Source organism: Mucilaginibacter sp. HD30, from assembly GCF_054061755.1.
In genome coordinates this window covers 1938139-1963999 of record NZ_JBSSEO010000001.1, presented here as the reverse complement: position 1 = coordinate 1963999, position 25861 = coordinate 1938139, and the positions used below count along the sequence as shown (strand labels likewise).

The 25861-nt window shown below is 42.7% G+C and carries 27 protein-coding genes and 1 tRNA gene; 17 read left to right on the top strand and 11 right to left on the bottom strand.

The window, feature by feature from the left end; genetic code table 11:
- The 5 genes from ACVW2L_RS09515 to ACVW2L_RS09495 all read right to left on the bottom strand — a co-directional run bounded on the left by ACVW2L_RS09515 (position 1) and on the right by ACVW2L_RS09495 (position 3645).
- On the bottom strand, positions 1 to 1188 hold the full coding sequence (locus ACVW2L_RS09515; RefSeq protein ID WP_457127724.1) for an acetyl-CoA C-acyltransferase: 1188 nt from the start codon (positions 1186 to 1188) through the stop codon (positions 1 to 3).
- A 390-nt stretch (positions 1189 to 1578) separates the two neighbouring features.
- Positions 1579 to 1746, bottom strand: a complete 168-nt coding sequence (locus ACVW2L_RS09510) for an Arc family DNA binding domain-containing protein (protein ID WP_457127723.1) — start codon at positions 1744 to 1746, stop codon at positions 1579 to 1581.
- Positions 1739 to 2245 (bottom strand): hypothetical protein, encoded by a 507-nt coding sequence (locus ACVW2L_RS09505; protein WP_457127722.1) that lies wholly within the window; start codon positions 2243 to 2245, stop codon positions 1739 to 1741. The genes ACVW2L_RS09510 and ACVW2L_RS09505 overlap by 8 nt, the downstream gene beginning before the upstream one ends.
- An 11-nt stretch (positions 2246 to 2256) precedes the next feature.
- Positions 2257 to 2784: a hypothetical protein gene (locus tag ACVW2L_RS09500; RefSeq protein ID WP_457127721.1), complete on the bottom strand. Its 528-nt coding sequence runs from the start codon at positions 2782 to 2784 to the stop codon at positions 2257 to 2259.
- Between the two features lie 3 nt (positions 2785 to 2787).
- On the bottom strand, positions 2788 to 3645 hold the full coding sequence (locus ACVW2L_RS09495) for an SPFH domain-containing protein (RefSeq protein ID WP_457127720.1): 858 nt from the start codon (positions 3643 to 3645) through the stop codon (positions 2788 to 2790).
- 112 nt (positions 3646 to 3757) lie between these two features.
- Here ACVW2L_RS09495 and ACVW2L_RS09490 point away from each other — a divergent pair, with 112 nt between their 5' ends.
- From ACVW2L_RS09490 to ACVW2L_RS09450, 9 genes are all read left to right on the top strand, one after another.
- Positions 3758 to 5824 carry an HD family phosphohydrolase gene (locus ACVW2L_RS09490; RefSeq protein ID WP_457127719.1) on the top strand — a complete coding sequence of 689 codons (2067 nt, stop codon included), beginning with the start codon at positions 3758 to 3760 and terminating at the stop codon, positions 5822 to 5824.
- Positions 5825 to 5962: 138 nt separating this feature from the next.
- Positions 5963 to 6052: transfer RNA gene (locus ACVW2L_RS09485), tRNA-Ser, on the top strand.
- Between the two features lie 557 nt (positions 6053 to 6609).
- The gene (locus tag ACVW2L_RS09480; RefSeq protein ID WP_457127718.1) at positions 6610 to 7206 is read left to right on the top strand and encodes an RNA polymerase sigma factor; all 597 of its coding nucleotides are present in this window, start codon (positions 6610 to 6612) and stop codon (positions 7204 to 7206) included.
- A gap of 153 nt (positions 7207 to 7359) precedes the next feature.
- Positions 7360 to 8565 carry a FecR family protein gene (locus ACVW2L_RS09475; protein ID WP_457127717.1) on the top strand — a complete coding sequence of 402 codons (1206 nt, stop codon included), beginning with the start codon at positions 7360 to 7362 and terminating at the stop codon, positions 8563 to 8565.
- A 253-nt stretch (positions 8566 to 8818) separates the two neighbouring features.
- A complete protein-coding gene (locus ACVW2L_RS09470) occupies positions 8819 to 12124 on the top strand; it encodes a SusC/RagA family TonB-linked outer membrane protein (protein ID WP_457127716.1) in 3306 nt (1101 codons plus the stop codon).
- Positions 12125 to 12147: 23 nt separating this feature from the next.
- Complete coding sequence (locus tag ACVW2L_RS09465) at positions 12148 to 13536, top strand: RagB/SusD family nutrient uptake outer membrane protein (RefSeq protein ID WP_457127715.1); 1389 nt, start codon at positions 12148 to 12150, stop codon at positions 13534 to 13536.
- 24 nt (positions 13537 to 13560) lie between these two features.
- Positions 13561 to 15174 (top strand): alpha/beta hydrolase-fold protein, encoded by a 1614-nt coding sequence (locus ACVW2L_RS09460; protein ID WP_457127714.1) that lies wholly within the window; start codon positions 13561 to 13563, stop codon positions 15172 to 15174.
- A 34-nt stretch (positions 15175 to 15208) separates the two neighbouring features.
- Entirely contained in the window at positions 15209 to 17152 is a 1944-nt protein-coding gene (locus ACVW2L_RS09455) for a CocE/NonD family hydrolase (RefSeq protein WP_457127713.1), read from the top strand.
- A 207-nt stretch (positions 17153 to 17359) separates the two neighbouring features.
- Complete coding sequence (locus ACVW2L_RS09450) at positions 17360 to 17548, top strand: hypothetical protein (protein WP_457127712.1); 189 nt, start codon at positions 17360 to 17362, stop codon at positions 17546 to 17548.
- A gap of 775 nt (positions 17549 to 18323) precedes the next feature.
- Here the strand turns inward: ACVW2L_RS09450 and ACVW2L_RS09445 are convergent.
- The 4 genes from ACVW2L_RS09445 to ACVW2L_RS09430 are packed head-to-tail and all read right to left on the bottom strand — an operon-like array spanning position 18324 to position 20077.
- The gene (locus ACVW2L_RS09445; RefSeq protein WP_457127711.1) at positions 18324 to 18872 is read right to left on the bottom strand and encodes a LytR/AlgR family response regulator transcription factor; all 549 of its coding nucleotides are present in this window, start codon (positions 18870 to 18872) and stop codon (positions 18324 to 18326) included.
- Positions 18851 to 19048 carry a hypothetical protein gene (locus tag ACVW2L_RS09440; RefSeq protein ID WP_457127710.1) on the bottom strand — a complete coding sequence of 66 codons (198 nt, stop codon included), beginning with the start codon at positions 19046 to 19048 and terminating at the stop codon, positions 18851 to 18853. The genes ACVW2L_RS09445 and ACVW2L_RS09440 overlap by 22 nt, the downstream gene beginning before the upstream one ends.
- Positions 19041 to 19364, bottom strand: a complete 324-nt coding sequence (locus ACVW2L_RS09435; RefSeq protein ID WP_457127709.1) for a hypothetical protein — start codon at positions 19362 to 19364, stop codon at positions 19041 to 19043. The genes ACVW2L_RS09440 and ACVW2L_RS09435 overlap by 8 nt, the downstream gene beginning before the upstream one ends.
- Before the next feature lie 59 nt (positions 19365 to 19423).
- Positions 19424 to 20077, bottom strand: a complete 654-nt coding sequence (locus ACVW2L_RS09430; protein WP_457127708.1) for a histidine kinase — start codon at positions 20075 to 20077, stop codon at positions 19424 to 19426.
- Positions 20078 to 20283: 206 nt separating this feature from the next.
- On the opposite strand from ACVW2L_RS09430, the gene ACVW2L_RS09425 reads away from it, so the two are divergent.
- The 7 genes from ACVW2L_RS09425 to ACVW2L_RS09395 all read left to right on the top strand — a co-directional run bounded on the left by ACVW2L_RS09425 (position 20284) and on the right by ACVW2L_RS09395 (position 24503).
- Positions 20284 to 20628 (top strand): ATP-binding cassette domain-containing protein, encoded by a 345-nt coding sequence (locus ACVW2L_RS09425; RefSeq protein ID WP_457127707.1) that lies wholly within the window; start codon positions 20284 to 20286, stop codon positions 20626 to 20628.
- A complete protein-coding gene (locus ACVW2L_RS09420) occupies positions 20520 to 21221 on the top strand; it encodes an ATP-binding cassette domain-containing protein (RefSeq protein WP_457127706.1) in 702 nt (233 codons plus the stop codon). Before ACVW2L_RS09425 ends, ACVW2L_RS09420 begins: the two co-directional genes overlap by 109 nt.
- 67 nt (positions 21222 to 21288) lie before the next feature.
- Positions 21289 to 21891: a hypothetical protein gene (locus tag ACVW2L_RS09415; protein ID WP_457127705.1), complete on the top strand. Its 603-nt coding sequence runs from the start codon at positions 21289 to 21291 to the stop codon at positions 21889 to 21891.
- 15 nt (positions 21892 to 21906) lie between these two features.
- Positions 21907 to 22122 carry an RNA polymerase sigma factor gene (locus tag ACVW2L_RS09410; RefSeq protein WP_457130193.1) on the top strand — a complete coding sequence of 72 codons (216 nt, stop codon included), beginning with the start codon at positions 21907 to 21909 and terminating at the stop codon, positions 22120 to 22122.
- 4 nt (positions 22123 to 22126) lie between these two features.
- Entirely contained in the window at positions 22127 to 22927 is an 801-nt protein-coding gene (locus ACVW2L_RS09405; protein WP_457127521.1) for a hypothetical protein, read from the top strand.
- Positions 22927 to 23718, top strand: a complete 792-nt coding sequence (locus ACVW2L_RS09400) for a DUF4097 family beta strand repeat-containing protein (RefSeq protein WP_457130192.1) — start codon at positions 22927 to 22929, stop codon at positions 23716 to 23718. The genes ACVW2L_RS09405 and ACVW2L_RS09400 overlap by 1 nt, the downstream gene beginning before the upstream one ends.
- Before the next feature lie 389 nt (positions 23719 to 24107).
- Positions 24108 to 24503, top strand: a complete 396-nt coding sequence (locus ACVW2L_RS09395; protein ID WP_457127704.1) for a VOC family protein — start codon at positions 24108 to 24110, stop codon at positions 24501 to 24503.
- A 75-nt stretch (positions 24504 to 24578) separates the two neighbouring features.
- Here the strand turns inward: ACVW2L_RS09395 and ACVW2L_RS09390 are convergent, their stop codons facing one another.
- Both ACVW2L_RS09390 and ACVW2L_RS09385 read right to left on the bottom strand, forming a co-directional pair.
- Positions 24579 to 24836, bottom strand: coding sequence for a hypothetical protein (locus ACVW2L_RS09390; RefSeq protein WP_457127703.1), 258 nt, complete (start codon positions 24834 to 24836; stop codon positions 24579 to 24581).
- An 81-nt stretch (positions 24837 to 24917) separates the two neighbouring features.
- Entirely contained in the window at positions 24918 to 25289 is a 372-nt protein-coding gene (locus ACVW2L_RS09385; RefSeq protein WP_457127702.1) for a PH domain-containing protein, read from the bottom strand.
- A gap of 88 nt (positions 25290 to 25377) precedes the next feature.
- On the opposite strand from ACVW2L_RS09385, the gene ACVW2L_RS09380 reads away from it, so the two are divergent.
- Positions 25378 to 25746, top strand: a complete 369-nt coding sequence (locus ACVW2L_RS09380; RefSeq protein ID WP_457127701.1) for a hypothetical protein — start codon at positions 25378 to 25380, stop codon at positions 25744 to 25746.
- Positions 25747 to 25861: the final 115 nt, after the last annotated feature.

Sequence of the window (25861 nt, the reverse complement as noted above, 5' to 3'; positions counted from 1 at the left end):
TTAACGTAAATTTTCGAAAACAATTGCACTTGCCCCGCCACCGCCATTGCAGATGCCGGCAGCACCGTATTTGCCGTTGTTTTGTTGCAGCACATGAAGTAAAGTAACTAAAATACGCGCACCCGACGCGCCCAGCGGATGCCCGAGCGATACAGCGCCACCGTTAACGTTAACTTTTGCCTCATCTAAAGCCATTTGTTGGTTGTTGGCAATAGCCACTACAGAGAATGCTTCGTTTATCTCAAAAAAATCAATGTCGGCTGTTGTTAAGCCTGCACGGTGCAAAGCCAACGGCAACGCTTTTGACGGCGCTGTAGTAAACCACTCTGGTGCTTGCTGGGCGTCTGCGTAGGATATGATGCGAGCCAGTGGTTTCAAACCTAATTCTGCTGCTTTGTCTTCACTCATTAACACCAGCGCCGCTGCGCCGTCATTTAAGGTAGAGGCGTTGGCTGCTGTTATGGTGCCATCTTTTTTAAAAGTGGCTTTCAAGGACGCTATCTTATCAAACTTTACCTTTTTAGGTTCTTCGTCTTCTGATAAGAAGGTACTACCGCCTGATTTGTCTTTGAGTTCTACAGGGGTTATCTCCTTATTGAATTTGCCTTCGGTTTGTGCCTTTAGAGCCCGCTTGTATGATTCTTTGGCATAAGCATCCTGCTCATCGCGACTTATATTACATTCGGTTGCACATAGCTCAGCCGCTGATGCCATGTGATAATCATTATATACGTCCCATAAACCATCTTTGAGCAAGCCATCGGTTAATTGTCCGTTGCCTAAACGGTAGCCGGTGCGGGCCTTATCAAGATAGTAGGGCACATTGCTCATGCTTTCCATGCCCCCGGCTATTACTGTTTCATTTTGGCCAAGGGCTATGCTTTGTGCCGCCAGCATTACCGCTTTCATGCCCGATGCGCAAACTTTGTTAACAGTTGTAGCTGGCAGGTAGGGCAGACCCGCATAAATTGCTGCTTGTGTTGCCGGTGCCTGGCCCAGGTTGGCCGACAATACATTCCCCATAAATACTTCCTGAATTTGTGTTGGCGATACACCTGCTTTTTCAATAGCCGAAGCTATTGCCAAACCACCCAGTTGCGTTGCAGTAAACGATGACAGCACACCGCCGAAACTTCCTATCGGTGTGCGGGTGGCGGCTACAATAACAACTTGCTTTGGTAGTATCATATGTTAATGTAAAGCTAAATGAAATATTTGAAAAACGCCTGCACAGTTAAAAATGGAGGTGTTGCAAAAAATATGCGTTATAGAAAAATAACAGCACATGATTATTGTTAATAAATTGAATATCAGATTCTTGTAAATTTTTAATTTCAAGATCTTGCAATAACTTATTTGTCAGGGAAATTAGCTGTGGATTGATTGTAAGAGGTTCATTATCAGTATCCTGTAAAAACCAGAAATTGGTGCTTTTTTGCCGCTTTATGCAACACTTTAGCAACAGTTTTGCAACAGATAAGCAACACTTTTGCAACAGTTTGGATCACCCTGGCCCTTAAAAGGTTTACTTATATGGTTGTTAATACTGATAGGGGTTTACACCCTCAAATTATTTTTTTAAGACGGCTTCTTAACCTTCGCGGTTTTCTTACGTGCGTGCAAAGCCTGCTGCAGCAGGAATTCTATCTGTCCGTTGGTGCTTCTAAATTCGCACTCGGCCCATGCCTCAATTTCTTTCAGCATATCAGGGTTTACACGTAATACAAATGCCTTTTTTTCAGCCATGTCCAGCGTTTTCCATTTTTAATTTAAATGCCAAAAATACTAACGCAGAAAAATTTGGAATTTCGGCTGCCCTTTTAGCAAAACTTAAAGAAACTTTTCCAGAAAATGATCCAAAATCCATCCTTAATAATTCATTGTTATATTCATCCGTCCAAACATATTCGGATTTCCATATAGAGGGTGCGCTGTAAATAAAAGTGCGCCCATTGTTTAAGGTAAGCGTTACAGTACTGCTCAATGTTTTCCTTGTAACTGTCCCTAAAAAACTTCCTTCAGCGTTTGTAATTTCAAAGCTGCCGGTCCAAAACTTTTTTATGCTTAATACCTCATCAGCGGTTTCAAATAGGGTAGTGCCTTGCCAAAAGCCTTGATTATAAATTTTTGCGTACACAAAAGCGTTATCGGTAAGTTCATAATTTGATTTGTACCACTTGGGCTGCACTATCCAAAGCTCATTGGTTTTTAGCTTATTTATGTGTGTTAAGTTTTGATATTCCATACAACAACACCCTACGCAGCGGCGGCCCGCGCTTGTCTAAGCAATCTTAAATTAATACCTATAAATGCCATTAAGAGCAGATTATCGGCTTGTTTAATAATGGTGGGGTCTGTTATAGAAACTACCATAGGGCGGGAAAAGCTAAACCTTCCGGATATGTTTATCAACTCTTTATCACCAGCCATCCAACTCATTTTACTTGTAAACAAGCCTGCCCCGGGGGTACGCACAAACGAAGTTTTAAAACCGTTGTTTAATTCGATGTTGTTTGTGTACCTCCATATGTTACGTGTAGTTTTACCAATTACTTCCCCGTTTTTTAATATCAATGTTTCCCTGCTGAAAATCCCTGCCCTTCGCAATGTAAAAGTGTTATCAGCTATTTCAATAGTCCTCTGGCTTACTGAAAGCGAATCCCTGCTCAATCTGCCATAGTTAAACTGGCCGTCGCTCAATAAATAGTCGGGCATCCAAAATCCGCTACGTAACACGGTAAGTTCATTTGAGCGCAGCTGGTCTATTTGTCTGTATATGCTCATAAATTAATGATATAAAGTACCTGTATTTACTATCGGATTTACTGCCTTATCGCCGCAAAGCACAACTAACAGATTGCTCACCATAGCAGCTTTTCGTTCTTCGTCCAGTTCAACAATATTTTTTTCAGACAATTTTTGCAATGCCATTTCTACCATGCCAACTGCGCCTTCCACTATCAGTCTGCGGGCAGATATTATTGCAGAAGCCTGTTGCCGTTGTAGCATAGTATGCGCAATTTCGGGTGCGTAAGCCAGGTGCGATATACGCGCTTCTAAAACTTCAATACCGGCCGGTTCAAGGCGTTCATTCAGTTCTTTCTCTAACAATAAACTTACTTGTTCAGCTCCGTTGCTTAGTGTTATCTGCTCGTTTTCGTCGTCCATATTGTCGTAAGCAAAAGAGTTGGCTAAATGCCGCACGGCAGCTTCGCTTTGAATATTTACATATTGCAGGTAGTTTTCAACAGCAAACAAGGCTTTTGCCGTGTCTTTTATGCGCCAAACAATTACTGCGGCTATTTCAATAGGGTTACCGTGCTTGTCGTTTACCTTTAATTGTTGCCCATTAAGGTTAAATGCTTTTAACGATACCTTCTTTTTAATAGTTAAAGGATTCACCCAAAAAAAGCCGTCTTGCTTTACTGTGCCAACATACTTGCCAAATAGTATTAAAACTTTTGATTCATTAGGATTAACAATTATCAGTCCTGGCAGTACCAGTATAAAGTCTAACAGGCCAATAATAACAGCTGTTATAAAGTTTTGATGTACTATACAAAAGCCGGTAGCTCCCAGCAATAACAGAAAAACAACAAGGGTTAAATAACCTGACGGGGGATTTAGGATTTTTTCAGTATTCATGATTTTATGATTTTAAAATGATATCATAAAGATATCAAAATTGAAATGATAAAAGCAAGAAAAACTTACATGTAGTTAAAAATTAGTTATTTTTGAGTGCTCAAAACATTAAATGGCTAAATTTTCTACTTCGCGCCAAAAAGCCGCTTTGCGTAAATACGCCCGAAACATTAAGTATTTAATGGTTGTGGTAAGTACAGTAGTTATAGTATTTACCTTGCCAAAGCAGGTTAAGTTTAGCTACGAAATTGAGAAAGGGCGCATTTGGAACCAGAAGGACCTGGTATCGCCATATAACTTTGCCATATTAAAAACCCAGCAAGAACTTGAGAAGGATAACAAGGCTGCATTAGCTAACGTTAAGCCGGTTTACCAGTTTAATGCAGGTATGGCACAGCAGCAAATAGCCGGTTTTAAGGTTGATCTGGAGATAAAATGGCATAGCGCAAACATCGGTAATGATAAAAAAAATAAATATATAGCAACCGGGGTTGATCTGCTTAACACGGTTTACACCAGGGGTATTTTAACCTTAAATACCAAGTATATGCAGAACGTGCAAGGGTATACCATTACCGTGCTGGATAAAAACATAGGTACCGAGAAAAATACCGCCGAATTGTTTACCCGCGAAAGTGCTCTGAAATTTTGCGATGAATTACTAAACCAGCGCACTGATCTGGACAAAGCGTTTCTGCTGGACCTGCTGCAAACACGTATTCAGAATAATATCATTTACGATCACAGACTAACCTTAAATATAGAGAATGATGCCCTTGCAGACCTGTCAATAAGCAATGGCATGGTGCAAAAAGGGGAGGTGATTGTTACCAGGGGATCCGTTGTTAATGATGATATTTATCAGAAACTGCAATCATATAAAAAAGCTTTCGAAGATAACGCCCGTATAAAGGGTAGCCCTAAACTGGTGTTAGCGGGTCAGTTTGTGCTGGTATCAATAGCCATAGTGTTGTTAATGGTTTTCCTCTATTTGTTCAGGAGGGATATTTTTGACGACAACCGGCTGGTTGGTGTTATATTATTGGTAATAACGGCTATGCTTTTCACGCTGTCAATGGCTATAAAGTTTGAGCTGCCTAATATGTATTATATACCTTATTGTATAGTACCTATTATTATCCGCATATTATTTGATACCCGCCTTGCACTTAATATACACATGCTTGTGGTGCTTATGGCCGGCTTTTTTGTGCCCAACAGCTTTGAGTTTGCCTATTTTGAAATAACCGCGGGCATGGTATCTATTTACAGCATAAAACACCTGGCCCGCCGCGAACAGTTCCTTATTTCGGCAGTAATTATAATGGTTACTTACTTTATGGCCTTTTTAGGTATTTCGCTTATTAAGGAGGGCACCATAGTAAACCTGGACTGGGTAAGTTTTGTGCCATTTATAGTTAGCGTGTTATTAACGTTATTGGCTTACCCGCTTATTTATTTGTTTGAGCGAATATTTTCTATCACTTCTGATATCACCCTTATTGAGCTTACCAATACCAATGCTCCATTGCTGCGCGAAATGGCATTTACCGCTCCCGGCACATTTCAGCATTCGCTACAGGTGGCCAATCTTGCCGAGAACGCCATTTATGCTATTGGTGGCAACGCTTTGCTGGTTAGGGCAGGGGCGCTTTACCATGATATAGGTAAAATGGATAACCCGTTGTTTTTTATTGAAAACCAAAACTCGGTTTTTAATCCGCATGATAAGTTGCCTTATGAGGAGAGCGCACAGGTTATAATAAGGCACGTGAGCCGCGGTATTGAGATGGCGCAAAAAGCCAATATCCCCGATATTGTTATTGATTTTATACGCACCCACCACGGTAATACAAGGGTAGATTATTTTTACCAATCGTTCCTGAAAAATTTCCCTGAGAAGATAGTTGACGAAAATACCTTCAGGTATCCGGGCCCTATACCATTTTCAAAGGAAACGGGTGTGTTGATGCTTGCAGATTCGATTGAAGCTGCTTCGCGATCGCTAAAACAACCGGATGAAACATCTATTAACAACCTGGTTGACCGGATTGTTAAGTATAAGCTTGATCAGGATCAGCTTAACGACAGCAATATTACTTTGAAAGACCTTGAGACCATTAAAACCATATTTAAACGCATGCTGATGAGCATTTATCATGTGCGTATCAACTATTAAAAATGGCTCATTTGCAGGCTGCGGATATTTTTATTGCCTTATAAACAGCGTTATAAATTAATACCTGAAATTTTTTTTTGCCGACTTACGCTAATTACTATATTTGCAGTCCCTGAAAAAAGGGTGTTTATTAATAAAGGTGAGGTGCCTGAGAGGCCGAAAGGATCAGTTTGCTAAACTGACGTACGGGAAACTGTACCGAGGGTTCGAATCCCTCCCTCACCGCCAAGACCTATATCAAAGGTTATCAAAAGGCTCTAAATCAACGATTTAGAGCCTTTTTTATTTCTGCTATTGTCACAAATCATTCATATGAGCCCAAATAAAAAGGAGTACTTTAAGGAGTACCACGTTTTATTTTTTACTATATACGGAGAATGAGGGTCATTTACCAGACACCTTACCTAAGGCATTTTACGGCCCGGTTCGAGTCGGTTTAGTGTTAAGCTTTTAGTGCGCTAAGGTATTTGGTCTTTAATTGTTCATTGGTAGTTTTTTTTATTTTTTTGACAGGGGGCTAAGCCTATATTAATAATTCGCAGACTACGGTTCACAGCTCCGCGTGTGGAAAGGGTAATCTAAGTCTCAAATGAAGTGGATCTTCAATTTAATCAAAAAAATACAGACGAATAAGTAGGTATTGCATTACGATATTGGCAATATTGTCTTTTTTAATAACGATTTCGCTATTTTATTTTCAATAATTCTCTAAATTAATTAATGTTTTAACATTTATTTATTGAATTGATTGCAATTATTTTAAATACGCTTAAAATGGGATATATTTGAGTATAATAATTTCCATGGTGAGCGGTATTTCTGAAAATTATTTAACATTAACTGAAAAGGAATTGGTTTTGCTGCTGAAAGAGGGCGATAAGTCCGCTTTTGGGCAGCTTTATCACAATTATAGGGTCAGATTATATCACAATATTTTAAAAATGATAAAATCTGATGAAGGTGCCGAGGAGATATTGCAGGAATTGTTTGTCAAAATATGGCTGAACAGGCAAAACCTTGATCCTGAAAGATCATTCAAAGCCTATCTCTTTAAAATTTCCGAAAATCTGGTATACGATTTCTTCCGCAGAGCCGCCCTGAACAGAAAACGGGAAAGTCATTTGGCGATGGTAGCTTCAGGCGAAGTCAACAACGTCGAACGTTATATCTACTTTAAAGAAAGCAGCCTGTTGGTCAATCAGGCCATAGAAAACTTGCCACCGCGACGAAAAGAGATCTATAAACTCTGCAAGATAGATGGCAAGAGCTACCAGGAAGTAAGTCACTCGTTGGGGATCTCCATCTCTACTATTAATGAGCATATTGTTAAAGCCACTAAGGCAGTCCGTAAGTTTTTCCTGTTGGCTACAAACGTCAGTTAGCTCATTGCTTGCAGTACCATGCTATTCGAAAAACCATAGCAATTATGGCAATACTTGATGATATTGATAATAATTGCCTCTATTTTAATTTTTTTTGAATCGAGAGCCGATGTAATTTAATTGCTGATCGTATTATAATAAAATGTCGGAAAATTGGAAGACGATCAGATTCTTAGGGATGTATTTCAGCGCTATTTGAATAACAGATGTTCAAAGCAAGAGGTCAACTTATTGCTTAAACGGTTTTTAGTTGATGGCAATGAAGAAGCGCTACGGGAACTCATAGCGGATAAGCTGAAAAACTATTCACTTGCGGAAGATCAGCAGTTGCATTACCCAAAAAAGTCTTTCGATGCCGCGTTTAATGACTTGTTGAGCAAAATAGCAGATGAAGAGGCGTTTCAGCAAGAGACAAGTACGCATTCAGTTTCGCATCGCCCGTTGATCGTTCAAATAACAGCGGTTATTATAGTTGCGTTATTAGTGTTTGAAGGGTGGTATAGCTACTACAAACCGCGTAAGCCGCAGCAACTAGCACGTGTTGATAGTAAAAGAACAAGCATTGCTCCGGGCGGGAACAAGGCTGTACTAACCTTGCAGGATGGCTCAACTATTGTTTTGAATGATGCCGAAAACGGCACACTTGCCAGGCAGGGCAATACGAGTATCGTTAAATTGGCCAACGGACAACTCGTTTACAATGAAGCATCGGGCCCTGCTGATAAAGTGCTTTATAATACGATGACCACACCGCGCGGGGGGCAATACAAGTTGACCCTGCCTGATGGCACAAACGTATGGCTTAATTCTGCATCGTCCATAAATTATCCTACTGCTTTTGTAGGCAACGAGCGTAAAGTAGCGATTACAGGTGAGGCTTATTTTGAAGTGGCTAAAGATAAAAGCAAGCCTTTCCACGTTGTGGCGGGTAACCAAAGCATTGAAGTATTAGGCACCCATTTTAATGTAATGGCCTACGCGGATGAGGAGAATATAAAAACGACTTTGTTGGAAGGATCTGTAAAAATAAGTGAACATAATAATATCAGTATCCTAAGGCCCGGCGATCAGGCTGTTGTGGCCAGCAAAGGGGGGATTACGGTTAAGCCTGCCAACATTGACGAAGCCATGGCCTGGAAAAACGGATATTTTAAATTTAGCCGGGTCGACATTAAACATATCATGCGCCAGATCTCCCGATGGTATGATGTTGAAGTAGTATATGAAGGCGATATGCCCTATGATGAGTTTGTAGGAAAGATAGGCAGAAGTGAAAACATATCACAAATACTGCACGTACTTGAATTGGAGCATGTTCATTTTAAAATTGAAGGAAAAAAAATTATAGTACTGCCCTAGCTAACAAAAATCTATTAACCCCTGAAAAAAAGAAATTGCTTATGAAGAGATAGTTATCCAACCCCAAAATAGCCATTCAAAAAAAATACCGAAAGCGCTACCAACACTTCCGGTAATAATAAAATGAGCAGGCCAAAACGATCCAAGACAGAATCATATTTATTCACTCAAACCTTGCAAAGATATGCAATTAAATTTTCTCTGTAAAGGGCGTAGTACTTTACGGCTCTTTCCCTCCAAAGTGTTTATTATTATGAAGTTAACGCTGTTTATTATTCTAATTTCATGCATGCAGCTAAGCGCCAAGGTGTATTCTCAAAAGATAACCCTATCCGGAAAGAATATCCCCTTGGAAAAAGCATTGTTAACTATTGAACAGCAAAGTGGTTATTTCATCCTATACAAATATAACGAAGTTCAAAAAGCAAAGCCTGTTACGGTAAGTATTGAGAACAAACCAGTTACTGAAGCTTTAAATTTGGTATTTAAAGATCAGCCATTCAGTTATCAGATAGAGAATAATACGATAATAATTAACGAAAAAAAGTCCGCGCCCGAAAAAATACAGGCGCTTCCGCCTAAGAATATAAAAGGAAAAGTTCAGGATGAGAAAGGCGAAGCCCTGCCGGGCGCAACAGTTAAAGTTAGAGGGTCGCAACTAATAGCTGCTACCGATATGAACGGTCAGTTTGAACTGAATAACATACCGGACGATGCTATTATTCAGGTGTCGTTTATAGGCTACAAAAGCCGCGAAATCGCTACCACGGGAGCTACAGCATTTACGGTTACACTGGAACAAGAGGAATCGTCATTGTCTGAAGTAGTGGTATCAGGTTTGGCAACTACTGTTAAACGCAGTAACGCGGCCAATGCTGTTACGCACCTTACTTCAAAGGAACTTACCGGTTCTGCACCGCCCGTTACTATTGATGGTGCCATGAGCGGTAAGGTTATAGGTGCCAATATTGTGGCCAATAGCGGTGCACCGGGTGGTGGTATCTCTATTAAACTGCGTGGTATCTCGTCAATTATAGGCAGTTCAGAGCCCTTGTATGTTATAGATGGTGTGTTTGTAAACAATTCTCAGTTTGCTACCGGTGCAGGTGCCGGTCCATTTAGCGGTGCGGGCGCCAACCAAGATCAAGTTACAAACCGCCTGTCTGACATTAATCCGGCGGATATCGAGTCAATTGATGTGTTAAAAGGCCCAAGTGCCGGTGCCATTTACGGTACACGAGCTAACGCGGGTGTTGTTATTATAACAACTAAAAAAGGTAGAATTGGCCAAACGCGTGTAAATATTAATCAGGACTATGGATTTTCGTCAGTTGCCAAGCTGTTAGGTTCATCTGATTGGAGCCTTGATCCGCTTGGGCCGCAGGGCCAAACTAAATTTGACTATGTTTTTGGAAATGGCAATCATTACGAATATAGCGACCCTGCAATGCCTGCGAGCCAAAAAACACAGATAGACTTATGGCGGCAGGCTACAACAGATGGCAAAATAACTGACTATGAAAAATACATTTACGGTAACATTGGCCACATCAGTAATACCAGCCTGAGCATTTCGGGCGGTACCGACAAAACCAAATTTTATTTATCGGCGGGTTTAAACGACGAAACGGGTATTGAAAAGCGCACGGGATTTCAGCGTAGATCAGTTAAATTGAATTTGGATCAAACTTTAACCAAGTTCTGGACATTTTCAATAGGGTCAAACTACCTTAATACAGGCAACCAACGCGGCTTTAGCGGTAATGACAACCGCGGAGTATCCGTTCCCTATACGTTAGCCTACACACCTAATTATGCGCAATTATTGCCTGTAGACGGTGTTTATCCTGATTCGAGATATACCGCTGACAGCCCGGTTGCAATTTCGGGCCGGGCTGTAAATACCGAAACCACCAACCGCATAATACAGTCGTTCAGCTCAAATATGTTTTTGCTTAGAAAGCCTAACAATGTTTTGAAATTTACTTTTTCGGGCGGTGTGGATTTTGTATTGACCGAAGCAGAGGTTTACATGCCAGAAGACCTTCAATCGCAAAAAACCAAACCTAATCCGGGTGCTTCTCGCTATTCTAAAAACAGAAGTTTCAACACCAATTACCAGGCTTTTTTAATCGACAACTGGAAACTGTTTAAAAATATTGATATGACCACTCAGGTCGGCTTTGTTAAGCTTTCAACCAATAATGATTTTAGCTGGATACAAGGCGAGGGTTTATTACCAAAGCAACGCAACCCAAATAACGCCACCGTTAGATCGGCAAGCGAAACTTTTCAGCAATGGACCGATATAGGCTTTGTTGGTCAGCAGGAGTTTAACTGGGAAGATAAGGTAGTTGGTACTGTAGGTATACGTTTTGATAAATCAAATTTGAATGGTATCAACTATAACAAATATTATACGTTCCCGCGGGCATCACTTGCCGTTAACCTTACAAAATTTGATTTTTGGAAATTTGAACCAATTAGCCAGATGAAGGTAAGGGCAGCCTTTGGGCGTACCGGTGGCGTGCCAAACTATGGCGCTACATTTAATCCGCTTGGTACTACTATTATTGACGGTAAATTAGGAACAATAACGCCTACAACCGTAGGTAATGCCGCTATTGAGCCGGAAACAGCTCAGGAAATTGAAACAGGAATAGACCTGGGCTTTTTTAACAATAAAATAACGTTAGAGGCTACTTACTACGTTAAGAATGTTTATAACCTGCTTAACCCTTATACTATATCCTCGGGTACAGGTGTTACGCAGTTCAATGCTTACCCGGTTGGCGACTTGCAGAATACGGGCATGGAATTAAGTTTGGGCGCTACACCTGTTAAAAGTACTAACTTTGTGTGGACAACCGGCCTGCAATACTGGTATAACCGCACCAAAGTAACACGTTTAACTATTCCAAACTCTATAGTAGGTAGTGGCTTTAGTATTTATGGCCGTAATCAGTTAAGGGTGGGTTCATCGCCGACAGCATGGTACGGCACACCAAACGTTGCGGATGCAGACGGTGTACTACAGTCAACGCAATACGAGGATGCGCAACCGAAGTACCAGGCATCTTGGCAAAACAACTTAACTTTCTTTAAAAACTTTGAGTTTTCGTTCCTGTTGCACAGAAGCTACGGTAACTTTAACTCTAACCTTACCCGCAAACAAAAAGACGTTGGTGGAACAACTGTCGACTGGAGCGTGGTTGATAACTTGTGGGGAATGCCTGGTGTTCCAAACGGAAAGGCCAGAAACCCAAGTAATCCGGGAGTTACTGCCCGCGAGTTTATTCAGGACGCAAGTTACTGGCGGCTAAGAGAGGTTTCAATTTATTATTCTGTTCCTAAAGTGTTCCTTGTCAGCAAGTTGCACAATTCTGTTCAGAGTATGCGTATCGGCGCTTCTGCAACCAATCTGTTCACTGTTACTAACTATTATGGCTACAACCCCGAAGTATCAAATTTTGGTAACCAGTCGGTTGGTGCAAGTGTTGATAATACTCCGTACCCAAGCAGCAAACGTATTTTCTTTCACTTAGCACTTGGATTTTAATTTAATTATTAAAGAACTGAAACATGAAACACTTTAAAATAAAAACATCGATTTTGCTTACCGGGACAATACTCATGCTACAAGCCTGTAGTATTTTTGAAACCAAGCAAATAATAGATCCTAACTCGCCTTCAGTTGAAACGGTATTAACAAATGCTTCAGCAGCGCAGTTAGATCAGTTAGGCATAGGTGTACAATCAACCATGCGAAACGGCTTTTCTAACCTGCGCCTGGTTGCCGGGTCCATCGGTCGCGAGGTGTATAACCTTAGCTCTACCGAAACCACTTGGGTAACAGAATTGTTAGGTACAACCAATGGCGGGTTTAATAACAATACCGGTTTTAACGGCTCATACAGCGATTTTTCGCAAACCCGCAGAAGAGCGGAGTTATTTCAACGGTCGGCAACTAACACCTCCACCATATCAGAAATTCAGAAGAACAGCATCCGCGGCTTTTGTAATACTGTACAGGCCTGGGCAATGTTAAAAAACCTGAACATGCAATATCAAAACGGTATACGTATTAACTTTACCGATTTGGCTGCACCCGGCGATTTACTTAAGCCAGGCCCCTTCGTATCTTATGATGCAGCGCTTACCGAAATTAAACGCCTGCTTGATCTGGGCGCTACTCAATTGGATGGCGGAGGAACTGCCTTTGCCTTTAGCATGACAAGTGGCTGGGCCGGTTTTTCAACTCCTGCAACTTTTAAAAGATTTAATCGCGCTGTAGCTGCCGAAGTGGCTATTTATCAAAAGGACTGGAATGGAGCGCTTACTGCACTGAACGGATCTTTCCTTGTAGTAGCAGGCTCAATTACAACCGGCCCCGTGTTTACGTATTCAACAACATCCGGAGATATGACAAACCCAACCTTTAAGGTGAAGAATGACATAGCAAGCCCTGTTGTTGCGCAGAACCTGTTTATTACCCAGGCTGAAGCCGGTGATACCCGGGTATTTGGCGCAAACGCAAAAGTGGCGAAAAGAACCAGCGCAAGATCATTTGCTGGGTTAATAGGAGAGTATGATGTTTATATGTATCCTAACAATACCGCCCCAATATCAATTATGCGCAATGAGGAATTGATACTGATTTATGCTGAAGCTAAGATACAAACGAATGACTTTGCCGAAGGCATTAAGGCATTGGATGCTATCCGGGCATCTGCTGGTCTGCCGCCAATTGCTACAGCAAAACCTGCTATCATTGCGGACAAGGCCCTGCTGATAGATGAAATGCTTAACCAACGCCGCTACTCATTGTTTTATGAGGGCCACCGCTGGTTTGACATGCGCCGCTACGACAGGCTGGCCCAGTTGCCAAATGATTTGCCAACTGCGAAAGTATACACTCAAATGATACGCCCGTTTGCTGAGGTGCAATGGGACTTAAAGAATCCGCAATAATTAATCAATTAAAGCATATTAAAAATGAAACTTAAATTATTTTCGATAGCGTTGTTAATAGTAGCCGGTTTTTCGGCTGCTAAAGCGCAAACAAAAGCGGGGGCTAAAACCCCCACTTTTAAGCTGTCTTTTGCGTCATCGGCCAGTAAAGAGGCTATTTCAGGGCGTATGTTCCTGATAGTTTCTTATGCCGATACTATTGAACCGCGCTTGCAGGTGGGCCGCTATGGCACGCAGTTTTTTGGTATTGATGTTGATAAATTGGCACCCGGGAGAGAGGTGACTTTTAATAATTCAATACTGGGTTATCCGGTTAATAAAATGGCGGATATCCCGCCGGGTGATTATTTTATACAGGCTGTAATAAGCAAATACACTGAGTTTAAACGTTCTGACGGTCACACAGTTTGGATGCATATGGACCAATGGGAGGGCCAGAAATGGCAAACCTCACCAGGTAACATCTACAGCAAGGTGATGAAAGTGTCTATCAACAAAGGCACGGCGCCCGTAGTGTCATTAGCTGCTGATAAAGTAATACCACCTATACCACCTATACCTGATAGTAAATTTGTAAAGCACATCAAAATTCAAAGCGAAAAGCTGACCAAATTTTGGGGACATCCAATCTTTATAGGCGCTACAATTTTATTGCCTAACGGTTATGATGAAAATCCAACTAAAAAATACCCTACGGTTTATGCACAGGGACACTTTTCAACTGCGCCGCCGTTCAGATTTAAGGATGACCCAGCCAACGAGTTTTATAAAGTGTGGACATCGAAGGATTTCCCGGCTATGATTGGCATAACTATTCAGCATCCAACGCCATATTTTGACGACTCTTACGCTGTTAATACTCCTAATAACGGTCCGTTTGGCGACGCGATACATGAGGAATTGATTCCCTTAATTGAAAAGCAATTCCGTGCCATACCCGAAGGCTGGGCCCGTTTACTAACAGGGGGCTCTACAGGCGGCTGGGAATCATTTGCATTACAATGCCTGTATCCTGAGTTTTATGGCGGCACATGGTCATACTCGCCAGATCCATTAGATTTTCATAACGTGGAGGGCATTAATGTGTACGATGATACCAATGCTTTTTACAAAATATACGAGTGGTATAAAGTGCCTACAATTAATACCCGCTGGTCAACCACAGGCGATGCCCGCTTAACATCAGAGCAGCGCAACATTATGGAGTTGGTTAACGGCACTAAAGGCCGTTCAGGGGGCCAACTGGATATCTGGAGTTCGGTATTTGGCCCTGTCGGGGCCGATGGCTATTTCAAGCCATTATTTAATAAGGCCACCGGGGAAATGGATAGATCGATAGCCAAATACTGGATAGACAACTGGGATATGCGTGTTTACCTGCAAAAAAACTGGGCCACTGTTGGTCCTAAACTGGTTGGTAAGCTAAACATCATAGCCGGTCGCTATGACGATTTCTTCCTGAATTTTGGGGTATACCATATGGAAGATTTCCTGGTGAAAACAAGCAATCCGGCTTATGGTGGTACCATTACGTATGGCGACAGGGGAGGCCACAGCTACCGTAACTATACCAATGGCGAGCTGATAAAAGTGATGGAGGCGCACTTGAAAAAGATGCATCCCGGGTATGCCAAATAATTTGGAGCGTTTACATTTTAAACCCAATGTTATTATGAAAAATTTAAATACCTCACCGCGATATGGCTGGCTTAAATTTATCGCAGTACTTCCCTTGGCGGTACTGTGCTTAATCACCTCGCTGCAAGCGCAGCGCAGCCCCGCAGGGGCAAACCCGGCAAGAGCGGTAAATAAAGTAGATTCGGCCTACGTGCGTAACAATTATAAAAAGATGGAGATAATGGTGCCCATGCGCGACGGCGCTAAGCTGTTTACTTCTATTTATATGCCTAAAGACAGCACCAAAAGTTATCCCATTATGATGAGCCGTTCACCATATGGTTCAGCGCCATACGGAGCGGAATATAAAACCGCTATAGGCCCATCGGCGCTTTTTATGCGCGAAGGCTTCATATTTGTTTATCAGGATGCGCGCGGCAGGTTTCTTTCGGAAGGCGATTTTACCGCTACAAGACCCCATATTGCCAATAAAAAATCAAATAAAGATGTTGATGAAAGCTCTGATACCTACGATGCAATTGACTGGATGATCAAAAACCTTCCGCACAACAATGGTAAAGTGGGTACATGGGGTATTTCTGCGCCCGGATTTTATGCTACCATGACGGCTATAGATGCGCACCCTGCTTTAAAAGCTGTATCGCCGCAGGCGCCGGTAACCAACTGGTTTATGGGGGATGACCGCCACCACAATGGTGCATTTCAGCAAATGGGTACCTTTGCCTTTCTTTCGTCTTTTGGTGTAGTGAGGCCAAAACCTACCACAGTAAATTCTCCGGGTTTTTCGGCATATGGTACACCTGATGGTTATAAATTCCATTTGGGTATCGGTCCGTTGAAGAACTATAATGAAAAGATCTTCCACCACACCAACGCGCTCTGGGACTCGATGATGCTGCATGATAATTATGATCATTACTGGCAAAGTCGCACGCCCGAGCCGCATTTAAAAAACATTGGACCGGCGGTGATGACAGTAGGTGGCTTCTTTGATCAGGAAGATCAGTATGGACCTTTAAAAGTATATGCAAGCATTGAAAAAGGCGGCCACAAAGATCGTAACATCATGGTTATGGGCCCTTGGTACCACGGCGGTTTTGCCCGTGGTGATGGAGAGAGTCTGGGCAATATGGTAATGGGGCAAAAAACCGGTGTTTATTACCGCGAAAAAATCGAGTTCCCTTTTTTTATGCGTTACCTGAAGGATGCGCCTGACCCTAAACTGCCTAACGTTTACGTTTTTGAAACAGGGACCAATGTTTGGAAACAATATACCAGCTGGCCGGCTCCCGAATCAAAACCGGTAGCCATGTATTTACAGTCCGGGGGTAAATTGGCGTTTAGTAAACCAATGGCCGTCGCTAAAGCTTTTGACGAATACATGAGCGATCCAAACAAGCCGGTGCCCTACACAGCCGAAATACGGGCAATAAGAGGCAGCGAGTTTATGGTAGAGGATCAGCGGTTCGCTTCCACCCGACCGGATGTACTGACTTATGAAAGCCCCGTTTTAGATAAAGATGTTACCATCGCGGGCAACGTAGCAGCCGACCTGTTTGTCACCACTACCGGTACCGATGCTGATTTTATTGTAAAACTAATAGACGTTTACCCGAACGATGCGCCCAATAACAGTATGATGAATCCGGCGGCGCAAATGGGCGGCTTCCAGATGATGATACGGGGCGAAGTAATGCGGGCGAAATACCGCAATAGTTTTTCGAAACCCGAACCCATGATACCGGGAAAGGTTACCGAGGTTAAGTTTGATATGGAAGATGCCAATCATACTTTTTTAAAAGGGCATAAAATCATGATACAGATACAAAGCACCTGGTTCCCGCTATCGGACAGGAACCCACAGAAATTTGTAAACATCTATAAAGCCACTGAGGCTGATTTTCAAAAGGCTACGCACCGGGTTTTCTTTAGCCCGCAATATCCTTCGCATGTTAATGTAAGGATAATTGAAAAATAAAAGTTTTTGATAGGTTGTTTGATGGCAAGGCGGAAACCGAATTTACTTTTGGTTCCGCCTTTGTTGCATTTTAACTGCGGTGCTTCTATTAAAGATCTGCTGGATTCGAGGAGGATATGGATTATGCAAATGCGATCGCCGTAATTAATCGCTTCCGCAACTCTTCATCAGCTTTATTAACTCACTGCTGATTAAATAATTAGCAACATGACCGGAATTTCGAAAAATGTCGTTGACGGCATCAGAAAAGATTACATCTCCGGTGCTACTACGTCAGCCAAAGCGCTTGCCATAAAATTGGAATGCGATAAGACAACGGTGCTTAATTACAGAAAGATTTTCAGTACAATATCTAAATATTACCCCGATCGCATTAACGATTATTTTTCAATTTAAAGGTATACAAAGTCAATGCTGGAGACTTCACCTTGGACCGGGAAAGGGAATTAAAAAGCTTGTTTTTAGAGATTGTCGACGTTTATCAAACAAACTATGGATTCCAGCCAAAGCCTTTATACGAAATTTACAGGAGCAAAGTAGAGTGGGCTTATTCTTATCGGATATTTACGTTGCGCTTTTGGACTTGGAAAAGGGAGAATAACATTTGCTATTATCATCATCTCAGAATCAAAGAGATCTCAAGCGCTGACCCCGAAAAAAGCCGGTAAATGATCTCGGGTAAAGAATTAGTAAAACCTGTTTTCGATGAGGCAAACAACTGCGATGTAAAAAAATGATCGTATAGAAGACCATGAGTTTTTTCATCTTGCAAAGTTAGCTCGGTGTAAAATGCTGATCTCCAAACTGTACCAAAAGTGTGTTCTTTTTTTGTCGGGGGCGAAGAAGTCGTTGGCGAGGATGTTATAGAACTGTGTGCTGAGCGGACAAGCTGCGGATGGTAAGGACGTTGCTACGGCTCGAATAGGCACTTGGTATAATTATGTTCTTAATTATTAACAGCCAGCCCTTAAAAGTTAAATCCACAATCGCAACGATTTCACAATTTACTATAATCAGGTGGTACTCTTGTATTGCCAGACGATAGTCTACCCGGACAGGTTGATTCCTTCTTTGTCACACTGTAACAAACTTAGATTTTTTATACGGTGTAACCAGTTTAGTACCTAAGCCATTTGTTTCCAAACAACGCAATAGGTTTGTTCAATGATGTTTAAAGTCCTTTCAATTTTCCATAAAATGCGTCAGCGTAACTACTACTGACAGGAATGATATGTTCTCCAATTTTGATCCTGTTTTTTTCTATGTGGTCGATCTTGTTGACGGCAACCATGAAAGACCGGTGCACCCGCACAAAATTGGCCGCTGGCAGCAATTCTTCCAGTTTAGCAAAGCTCAACAGGGCCATGACTTTTTCTTTAACCATATGGATCCGCAGATAATCCTTCATGGCTTCTACAAAAAGAATATCCCCGACCGCAATTTTTTGAATGCGATGGCCCACCTTCAGGAACAGGTACTCCGGTTCATTTTTGATCTTCACGGTCTCATTTTCCCCGAGGGATAACGCCCTGGTGTTTCGCTCCTGGTAAAGGCGCAGCACCACTTGATAAAATTTTTCGAACGGAAATGGCTTCACCAGATAGTCCTTTACTTCCAGTTCGTAAGCTTTCAGAGCGTATCGATCATAAGCTGTTGTGAGAATGATCATTGGCTTGTATTTCAGCATAGGAATAAAGCTCAGCCCATCCAGGTCCGGCATATTGATGTCGAGGAAAAGCAGATCGGGTTTTCCTGCGCTAACTGACCGGCTGCTTCCAGGGGACTCAGGAACGTACCTTTCAGCTCCAGGAAAGGAACTTTGGCGATGTACGCTTCCAGTATTTCCTGAGCCAGGTACTCGTCGTCGATGATATAGCAGGTCAATTTTTCACTCATGTGCCTTTAACTGAGGTCCACTGATGGTTAGGCTGATATTAAATGTTTCACCCGAGCCATCGATCTCCAGCTTATGCTGGTCCGGGTAAAGCAAGGCCAGCCTTTTGCGGACATTCTGCAAACCGATGCCGCCTGGCCCCTCAAGGTTGTTACCCGGTTGTTTATTGATCGGGTTCCCGATATCGAAGGTAAGGGATTTTTCATTAACGGCTATGCTGACCTTAATATCAGCCGGCTCCAGTCGGGCAGGACTATGTTTATAAGCGTTCTCAATTAAATGTATGAACAGGAGCGGGGCTACGCTGCAGGAATTCATATCCCCTTTGATTGCCAGATCGACCACCGCGTTTTTTTTGTACCGCAGTTGTTGCAGATTTATATAATCTTCAGGTAATCGATCTCTCTCGAAAGTGGCACTAACTGTGCATTAGACTCATAGATCATATACCGCATCAGCGAGGCCAGGCGCATGACCGCTTCGGGCGCGGCCGGAGCTTGCTTGTAAACAAGCGTATGGATGTTGTTTAGAGTATTGAACAAAAAATGCGGATTGATTTGTGATTTTAAATAATACAGTTCGGCTTCAACGGCTTGCTTTTCTAATTGCTCTTTCCTGATCGTATTCAGTACCAGGTTTTCTGTTACCCTTGCTAACCAGCCCAGGAAAATAAAGATAGGTACGATGGTGAACAATGCCATGCCGTAGTACTCATAGAACAAGTGGTCCGCTTTGCGGTCGGCATAATGAAGCAGCGCAAAGACAAATGGCCCGGTTAGGACGACCCCTGTCAGGCGGAGGAAATAATCCTTCCGTTTACGCTTACCACCGTACCGGGTCAGCAAAAAAAAGTGGCTGTAAAAAACATATAGGTCGGTCAGTAGGAAAACAAGGGTCGCGTTCAGCCAATGAAAACTTTTGTCCTCTTTTAATTGAAGGGTTACGAACGCGCTGAATAGCATCCACACAACGATATGAATGAGCACGAACAGCTTTTTGATCCGTTCCATAAACAAAGATATTTTTTTCACCCTTCCCGGGTTAGCTACTCGACGAGTTGACCTGATCGGTCTACGAATACCGCGATCTGACCCCTGGAAGCTCCAGGCGATCAAAACCAGGGTTTGGTCGATTAGTTTACAGCAACGGCATATCGCTTTTTGCTGCGTTGATCCTGACAGTTCTTTTACATAGAATAGTAAGACAATGAGGTGTAATGCCTTGTATTCTGAGCTTAATGAAAATACGAACAATGAAAGAAATGGATAACCTTCAAAATGCCCTGCGCATCCGCAACCTGTCGAAAACCTATGCCAACGGTGTCCCGGCGCTCAACGATATATCACTTACTATTCCGCAAGGTATGTATGGCCTGTTAGGCCCGAATGGCGCCGGAAAATCTACCCTAATGCGAACATCGGCTACTTTGCAGGAACCTAACCAGGGCAGCATCACGCTGGCGATCTGGACATTTTGCTGGAGAAAGACCTGTTACGTAGAACGCTGGGCTACCTGCCACAGGAGTTCGGGGTATATCCCGGTGCCAGGGCATATGATCTGCTGGATCATTTTGCCATTTTAAAAGGGATTACCGGCCGTGCAGCCCGGCGTGAGATCACGGAAGCTTTGCTGAAGAAAACCAATCTCTGGGATGTCCGCAAGCAAAAATTGGGCGGGTATTCAGGCGGCATGCGCCAGCGCTTCGGCGTCGCGGTCGCACTGTTAGGAGACCCGCAATTGCTGATTGTGGACGAACCTACGGCAGGTCTTGATCCTGCGGAACGCGTCAGGTTCCTGAACCTGCTCAGTGAGCTGGGCGAAAACAGCGTAGTCATACTTTCTACCCACATCGTCGAGGATGTGGCGGAGCTGTGCACCCGGATGGCCATTATCAATAAGGGGCAGATCTTACTTGAGGGCGATCCTCAACAGGCCATTGCGGAGATCAAGGGAAAGGTCTGGCGCAAGGTCATTGACAAACATAGCTTGGCTGAAGTGGAGGCGCAATACCCGGTGATATCCACTAAATTGTTCAGCGGCCGCACGGTGGTGCACGTCTATGCAAACGGGCAGCCGGGCGCCGGTTTTGAGGCGGTTGAGTCCAGCCTGGAAGACGTTTATTTCACGACTATGGCCGGCCACTATGGAAAAAGGAGGGCAGGAGATGCAGCTTAAAGCTAGATTTTTGTTCGAGCTGCGCTACCAGCTGCGCAAGCCATATACCTGATTATTTTTTGGCGTATTGCTATTAATTGCGTTCCTGCTTACACGGGATAGTTCCCTGGAAGACGCGCTTTATCATACGCTGTTTGTCAATTCACCTTACCTGATCGTAAAAACGGAGGCAGTCGCGGGCATCCTGTGGCTGGTTATAGCCGCCGCTGTGGCGGGTGATGCAGCCGCAAGGGATGTACAGACCAGGATGCATTCGCTGGTCTACACCACCGGTATTGATACGAGGTCTTATCTGTTTGGGAAATTCGGCGCTGCATTAGCGATCAATCTGCTGATCCTGCTGGCCATACCCGTTGGTGGCCTGCTCGGCGTTTATGTGCCGGGCAGGCAGCCTGAAGTGATCGGGCCGTTCCGGCCGGCAGCTTACCTGACTTCTTTCGCCTACTTTACCCTGCCAAATGCTTTTTTTGCCACCGCCATACAGTTTTGCATCGCGCTGCGTAAAGGAAAACCGATGGCCGCTTATCTGGGGAGTATCATACTGGTATTCATGAGTTATTTCGTGGCCACGCTTGTGCGGTTTTATGTCTTCCGCGAACAAGGCATGTTACTGGACCCTCTGGGTGTACACGTCTTCCTGGAGAACCTCGGCGCCGACTGGACAGCGTAATTTGCTAACCACGAAATAGAGAGCAACCTTGAACAGCATGAGGAAAGAAAACAATTGGGAAGTACAATAGCTAAAATGCCTGCCGACCAACGCGAAGTACTGATAATGAGCAAATATCAGGAATTACCCTATAGCGAGATAGCCGCTATATTGAAAACCACCGAAGGCAATATTAAAGTAAAGGTATACCGGGCCATACAAGAGTTAAAAAAGATGTACAATAAACAATAACGCTATGGAAGATATAGGAATTGAACTCAAGATATTAGATTATTTACAAGACCGTTTGTCAGATACAGAACGACGGGAAGTAGATGACTTACTAAATTCGTCGCCTTCTTTTGCTACCAAATTTAGCGAAGTAAAACAGGTGTGGGAGGGATTGGATCTGCGGACAGTGCCTGAGATGGATCCATCTGTTAAAAATGATTTTCAGGCGATGCTAAAGACTTTTGAACTGGAGCAGGTGCATAAAATAGAAAGCATTTGGAATTCAGTTACCGACCTGTTTAGGTATAAGCAGCAATACAACTGGGTATATGCTATATTGTTAGTAGGTTTTGGAGCGATGATCTCTTATGTTTTTTTGAAAACACAAAACAATTCTGACGCAAAACTCAGCCAAAATCCAAACGATGTACGGCAAACACAAATGCTAAGTATGCTGGAAAACCCGACTGCCGCAGAACGTATGAAAGCTGTTGGTTATACAGATGAATTAAACAGCGTTAATGACAAAGTGATTAATGCCTTGCTCGTTACCCTAAATACAGATGCTAACGAAAATGTAAGGTTGGCCACGCTGGACGCATTAACGCAATTGGCAGATAACCCTAAAGTTCGCAAGGGTCTGGTTAATTCCATTGTCAGGCAGGAATCAGAACTGATGCAGGTGGCATTGGCTGATGCTATGTTACACTTACAGGAGAAACGGTCTCTTAAATCTTTTAAAAAGCTACTGAATGGTGAAAGCGTTACTAATGATATGATCAGGAAAAAACTGGAACAAACCGTAAGACAACTGGAAACGATCTAATATTACAAATTAGCAGGAACATGAAAATAGTAGTGATGATATGGCTGGCGTTATTTTGCTTCAAATCAGTAAAGAGCCAGAACAAAGAGGAATTGACCATTAAATTATCCGACCCTTTGAAAGCCGGAAAACTGGATGTAGAGCTTTTTAACGGAACAATAAAAGTGATAGGCTATAGCGGAAGGGAGGTGATAATCAGTGCTACAGGGCCGTATTACCCTAATAATTACAACAAGATAGCGGGTGCGACAGCCACAAACAGCGAAGCAAAAGACGGCCAGGGTAAAGCGCTTAATGTTTCCCGGCAAGACAACGTTGTAAAAATCAAGGTGGAAAAGCCCAGGATCATGAATTTGATCATCAAGGTCCCCCAGAATTTTTCAGTTGTTTTGAAAGTCTTAACTGCGGGGGAGATCAGGGTAGAAAAAGTGGATGGCAATCACGAAGTTTCCATAATAGCCGGGAATATTACCATGTCAGCTATAGATGGCTCGGTATTGGCCAATACAAAAAACGGCAATATCACCGTTGATATGACCTCGGTAAAAAAAGAAAGCCCATTAGCTTTAAGCAATGTTGGGGGCGCGATAACTTTGAACTTACCTTTAAATTCTAAAGCCGACGTAACACTTCGGACAGAATTTGCTGAGGTACATTCGGATTTTAATATCTCCGCTTTAAACGCAAAGGATATTTCAAAAAATAGTGCGACCGGGAAAATAAATGGTGGAGGGGCTAACATCTTAATGCGATCAGTCGGGGGAAATATCGAGTTGAGGAAAGTAAAGTGACAACGGAATCTTAAATAAAGATGCAAGGCGCAATAAATAATGAGGAGGAAGTGCTTTTAAATGTATGGATTCCAAAGTCTGTATTGACAGACATAAAATCCTTCGGCTTAGAAAAGGATTTATCTGTTAAAGACATTACAATCGATGCTCTGAAGTTGTATTTAAATTTCAAATTAAAACAATCTTAGGCATTGGGTAGACTATGCCAACGCCTGTTAGTTAATCACTTCTTAAGCTTAAACCGGATGGGATATCGTCGCGTTGACCCCATTACGGCAATCATAAATACGCCCCCAGGTAGTGATGATATTGATTAAAACACTAAAAAGACGGAAAAGATAATAGAGGACAGGAATTGATTATTTTGTCAAACAAATGGAACAAAGGAAATGACCCAATCAATTATTCAGATCGCTCTGTTAGTTAAAGACTATGATGATGCTATTGAATTTTATGAAAAAAAGTTGAATTTCAAAGTAGTTGAAGACACGAATCTTTCCGATGGTAAGCGCTGGGTTTTAATACGACCTTCGAATGCTACAGGATGTTGTATACTTCTTGCAAAAGCTGCAAATTACCAACAGTTGTTGGCGGTTGGAAATCAGAGCGGTGGCAGGATTTTCTTATTTTTAGAAACGGATGATTTTCACCGTGATTATAACCATATGGTAAGTAACCAAATCATTTTTGTTCGCGAACCAGTAGTCGAAAGTTATGGCACTGTAGCTGTTTTTAAAGATTTATATGGCAACTTATGGGACCTTATTCAACGGTCGACGACCTAGCGGGTGTCGCTAAGGTACATTAGCACATCCGATAGGACGTCGTAAGTCCACGGCAAGGAACGATTGCCGGACTTCTTACCTTGACTTACGGACCTCGTAGCGCATATCACCCTGAAAGTGGCGTTCCATATCACGTCGTTCAGCATTTTTCTTCATGCGGCGGTTAAGTCCCCAAAGGAACAGCGCCCAAATCCCAAAGCCAACGGCATAGAGTAAAAAAGGTCTAGGGGAGTACATCGCTCCCATGAAAGCACCGGTGGATATGAAGCAAGTGAAGACCAGGTAAACAAATGTTTTCATAAAAATAATTGGTTGATGCTGAAAATCAGGCATGCGCAAAGGTTGGAATTGCCCGATATCGTGTAGGTAATATACTAATTATATTAGTTATTTGCAAAGGATTTTTAACAAATTTTAATTGATTTCAAAGATCTTATTGTTTAGCCGTGCGGCCTGCACATAGGATCGTAGAGTATTGACCAGGTCGGAAACGGGAATACCGCGCAGCCATACAATCGGATTTTCCGAGTCGGTGCTTTTCAGCGTCAGATTCGTCAGGCCACATATCTGTAGTAAAAACGGCCTTGTTAAAATGTAATCCTTCACCCTGTATAATTCCACGTAATCGGTCCTTTTAAAAAAGATCCCGGTCGATATGCTAATGGTTTCAGGCGTAATTACATACCGGATCTTGCGGATAAACAAAAAGCGATAGAAACCCATCCCGGCTGAAAGCAGGCTGAACCAGATCAGGCCCGGCCAGAACCGCCAGGCTAATAGGAGCAATGCGATGCTAGCCAGTAAGAATATCGTAACCTGTATAAAAGCGAATACGGTGGCAAAGGCGCGTATACCTCAAACGCTATTTGATAGTATGAAACTTCAACAGTTGGTTACAGAGTACGAGAGAAAGCTAATAGTTGAATTTTCCGTTAATGATAACCCGTCCTTCAATTTACGAAGCCAAACGTCCTTTTTGCATTACTACCACAAGTATGCAAAATGTGTGGCGGGCCGGCTTAACATGGAGACACTGCAATACGACTTTTTAGGGACAGTGAATGTTATCGCTGCTTTCAGTGTGGCGATTTATAAAGTTCACACAGCTAAAATAGCTTATACCGATCTGGTTATAGAAGTAATATTGAGTTATTTTACAATTATCATTGTCGCTAAAATTTGTAATGCATTAGCTGTGGTTACGGACGGTGCTTTACCCGTCCTTCAATTTCTTGACGAATAAATTTCTCATCGCAGTGAACACTATCACCGGCATTAAAGCGCCGGAAGGGATTGCTGTGCCATTTTCAATCAACCTTCAACTTATAAAAATTCATATCCGGGTTTCCGGCTGGTCA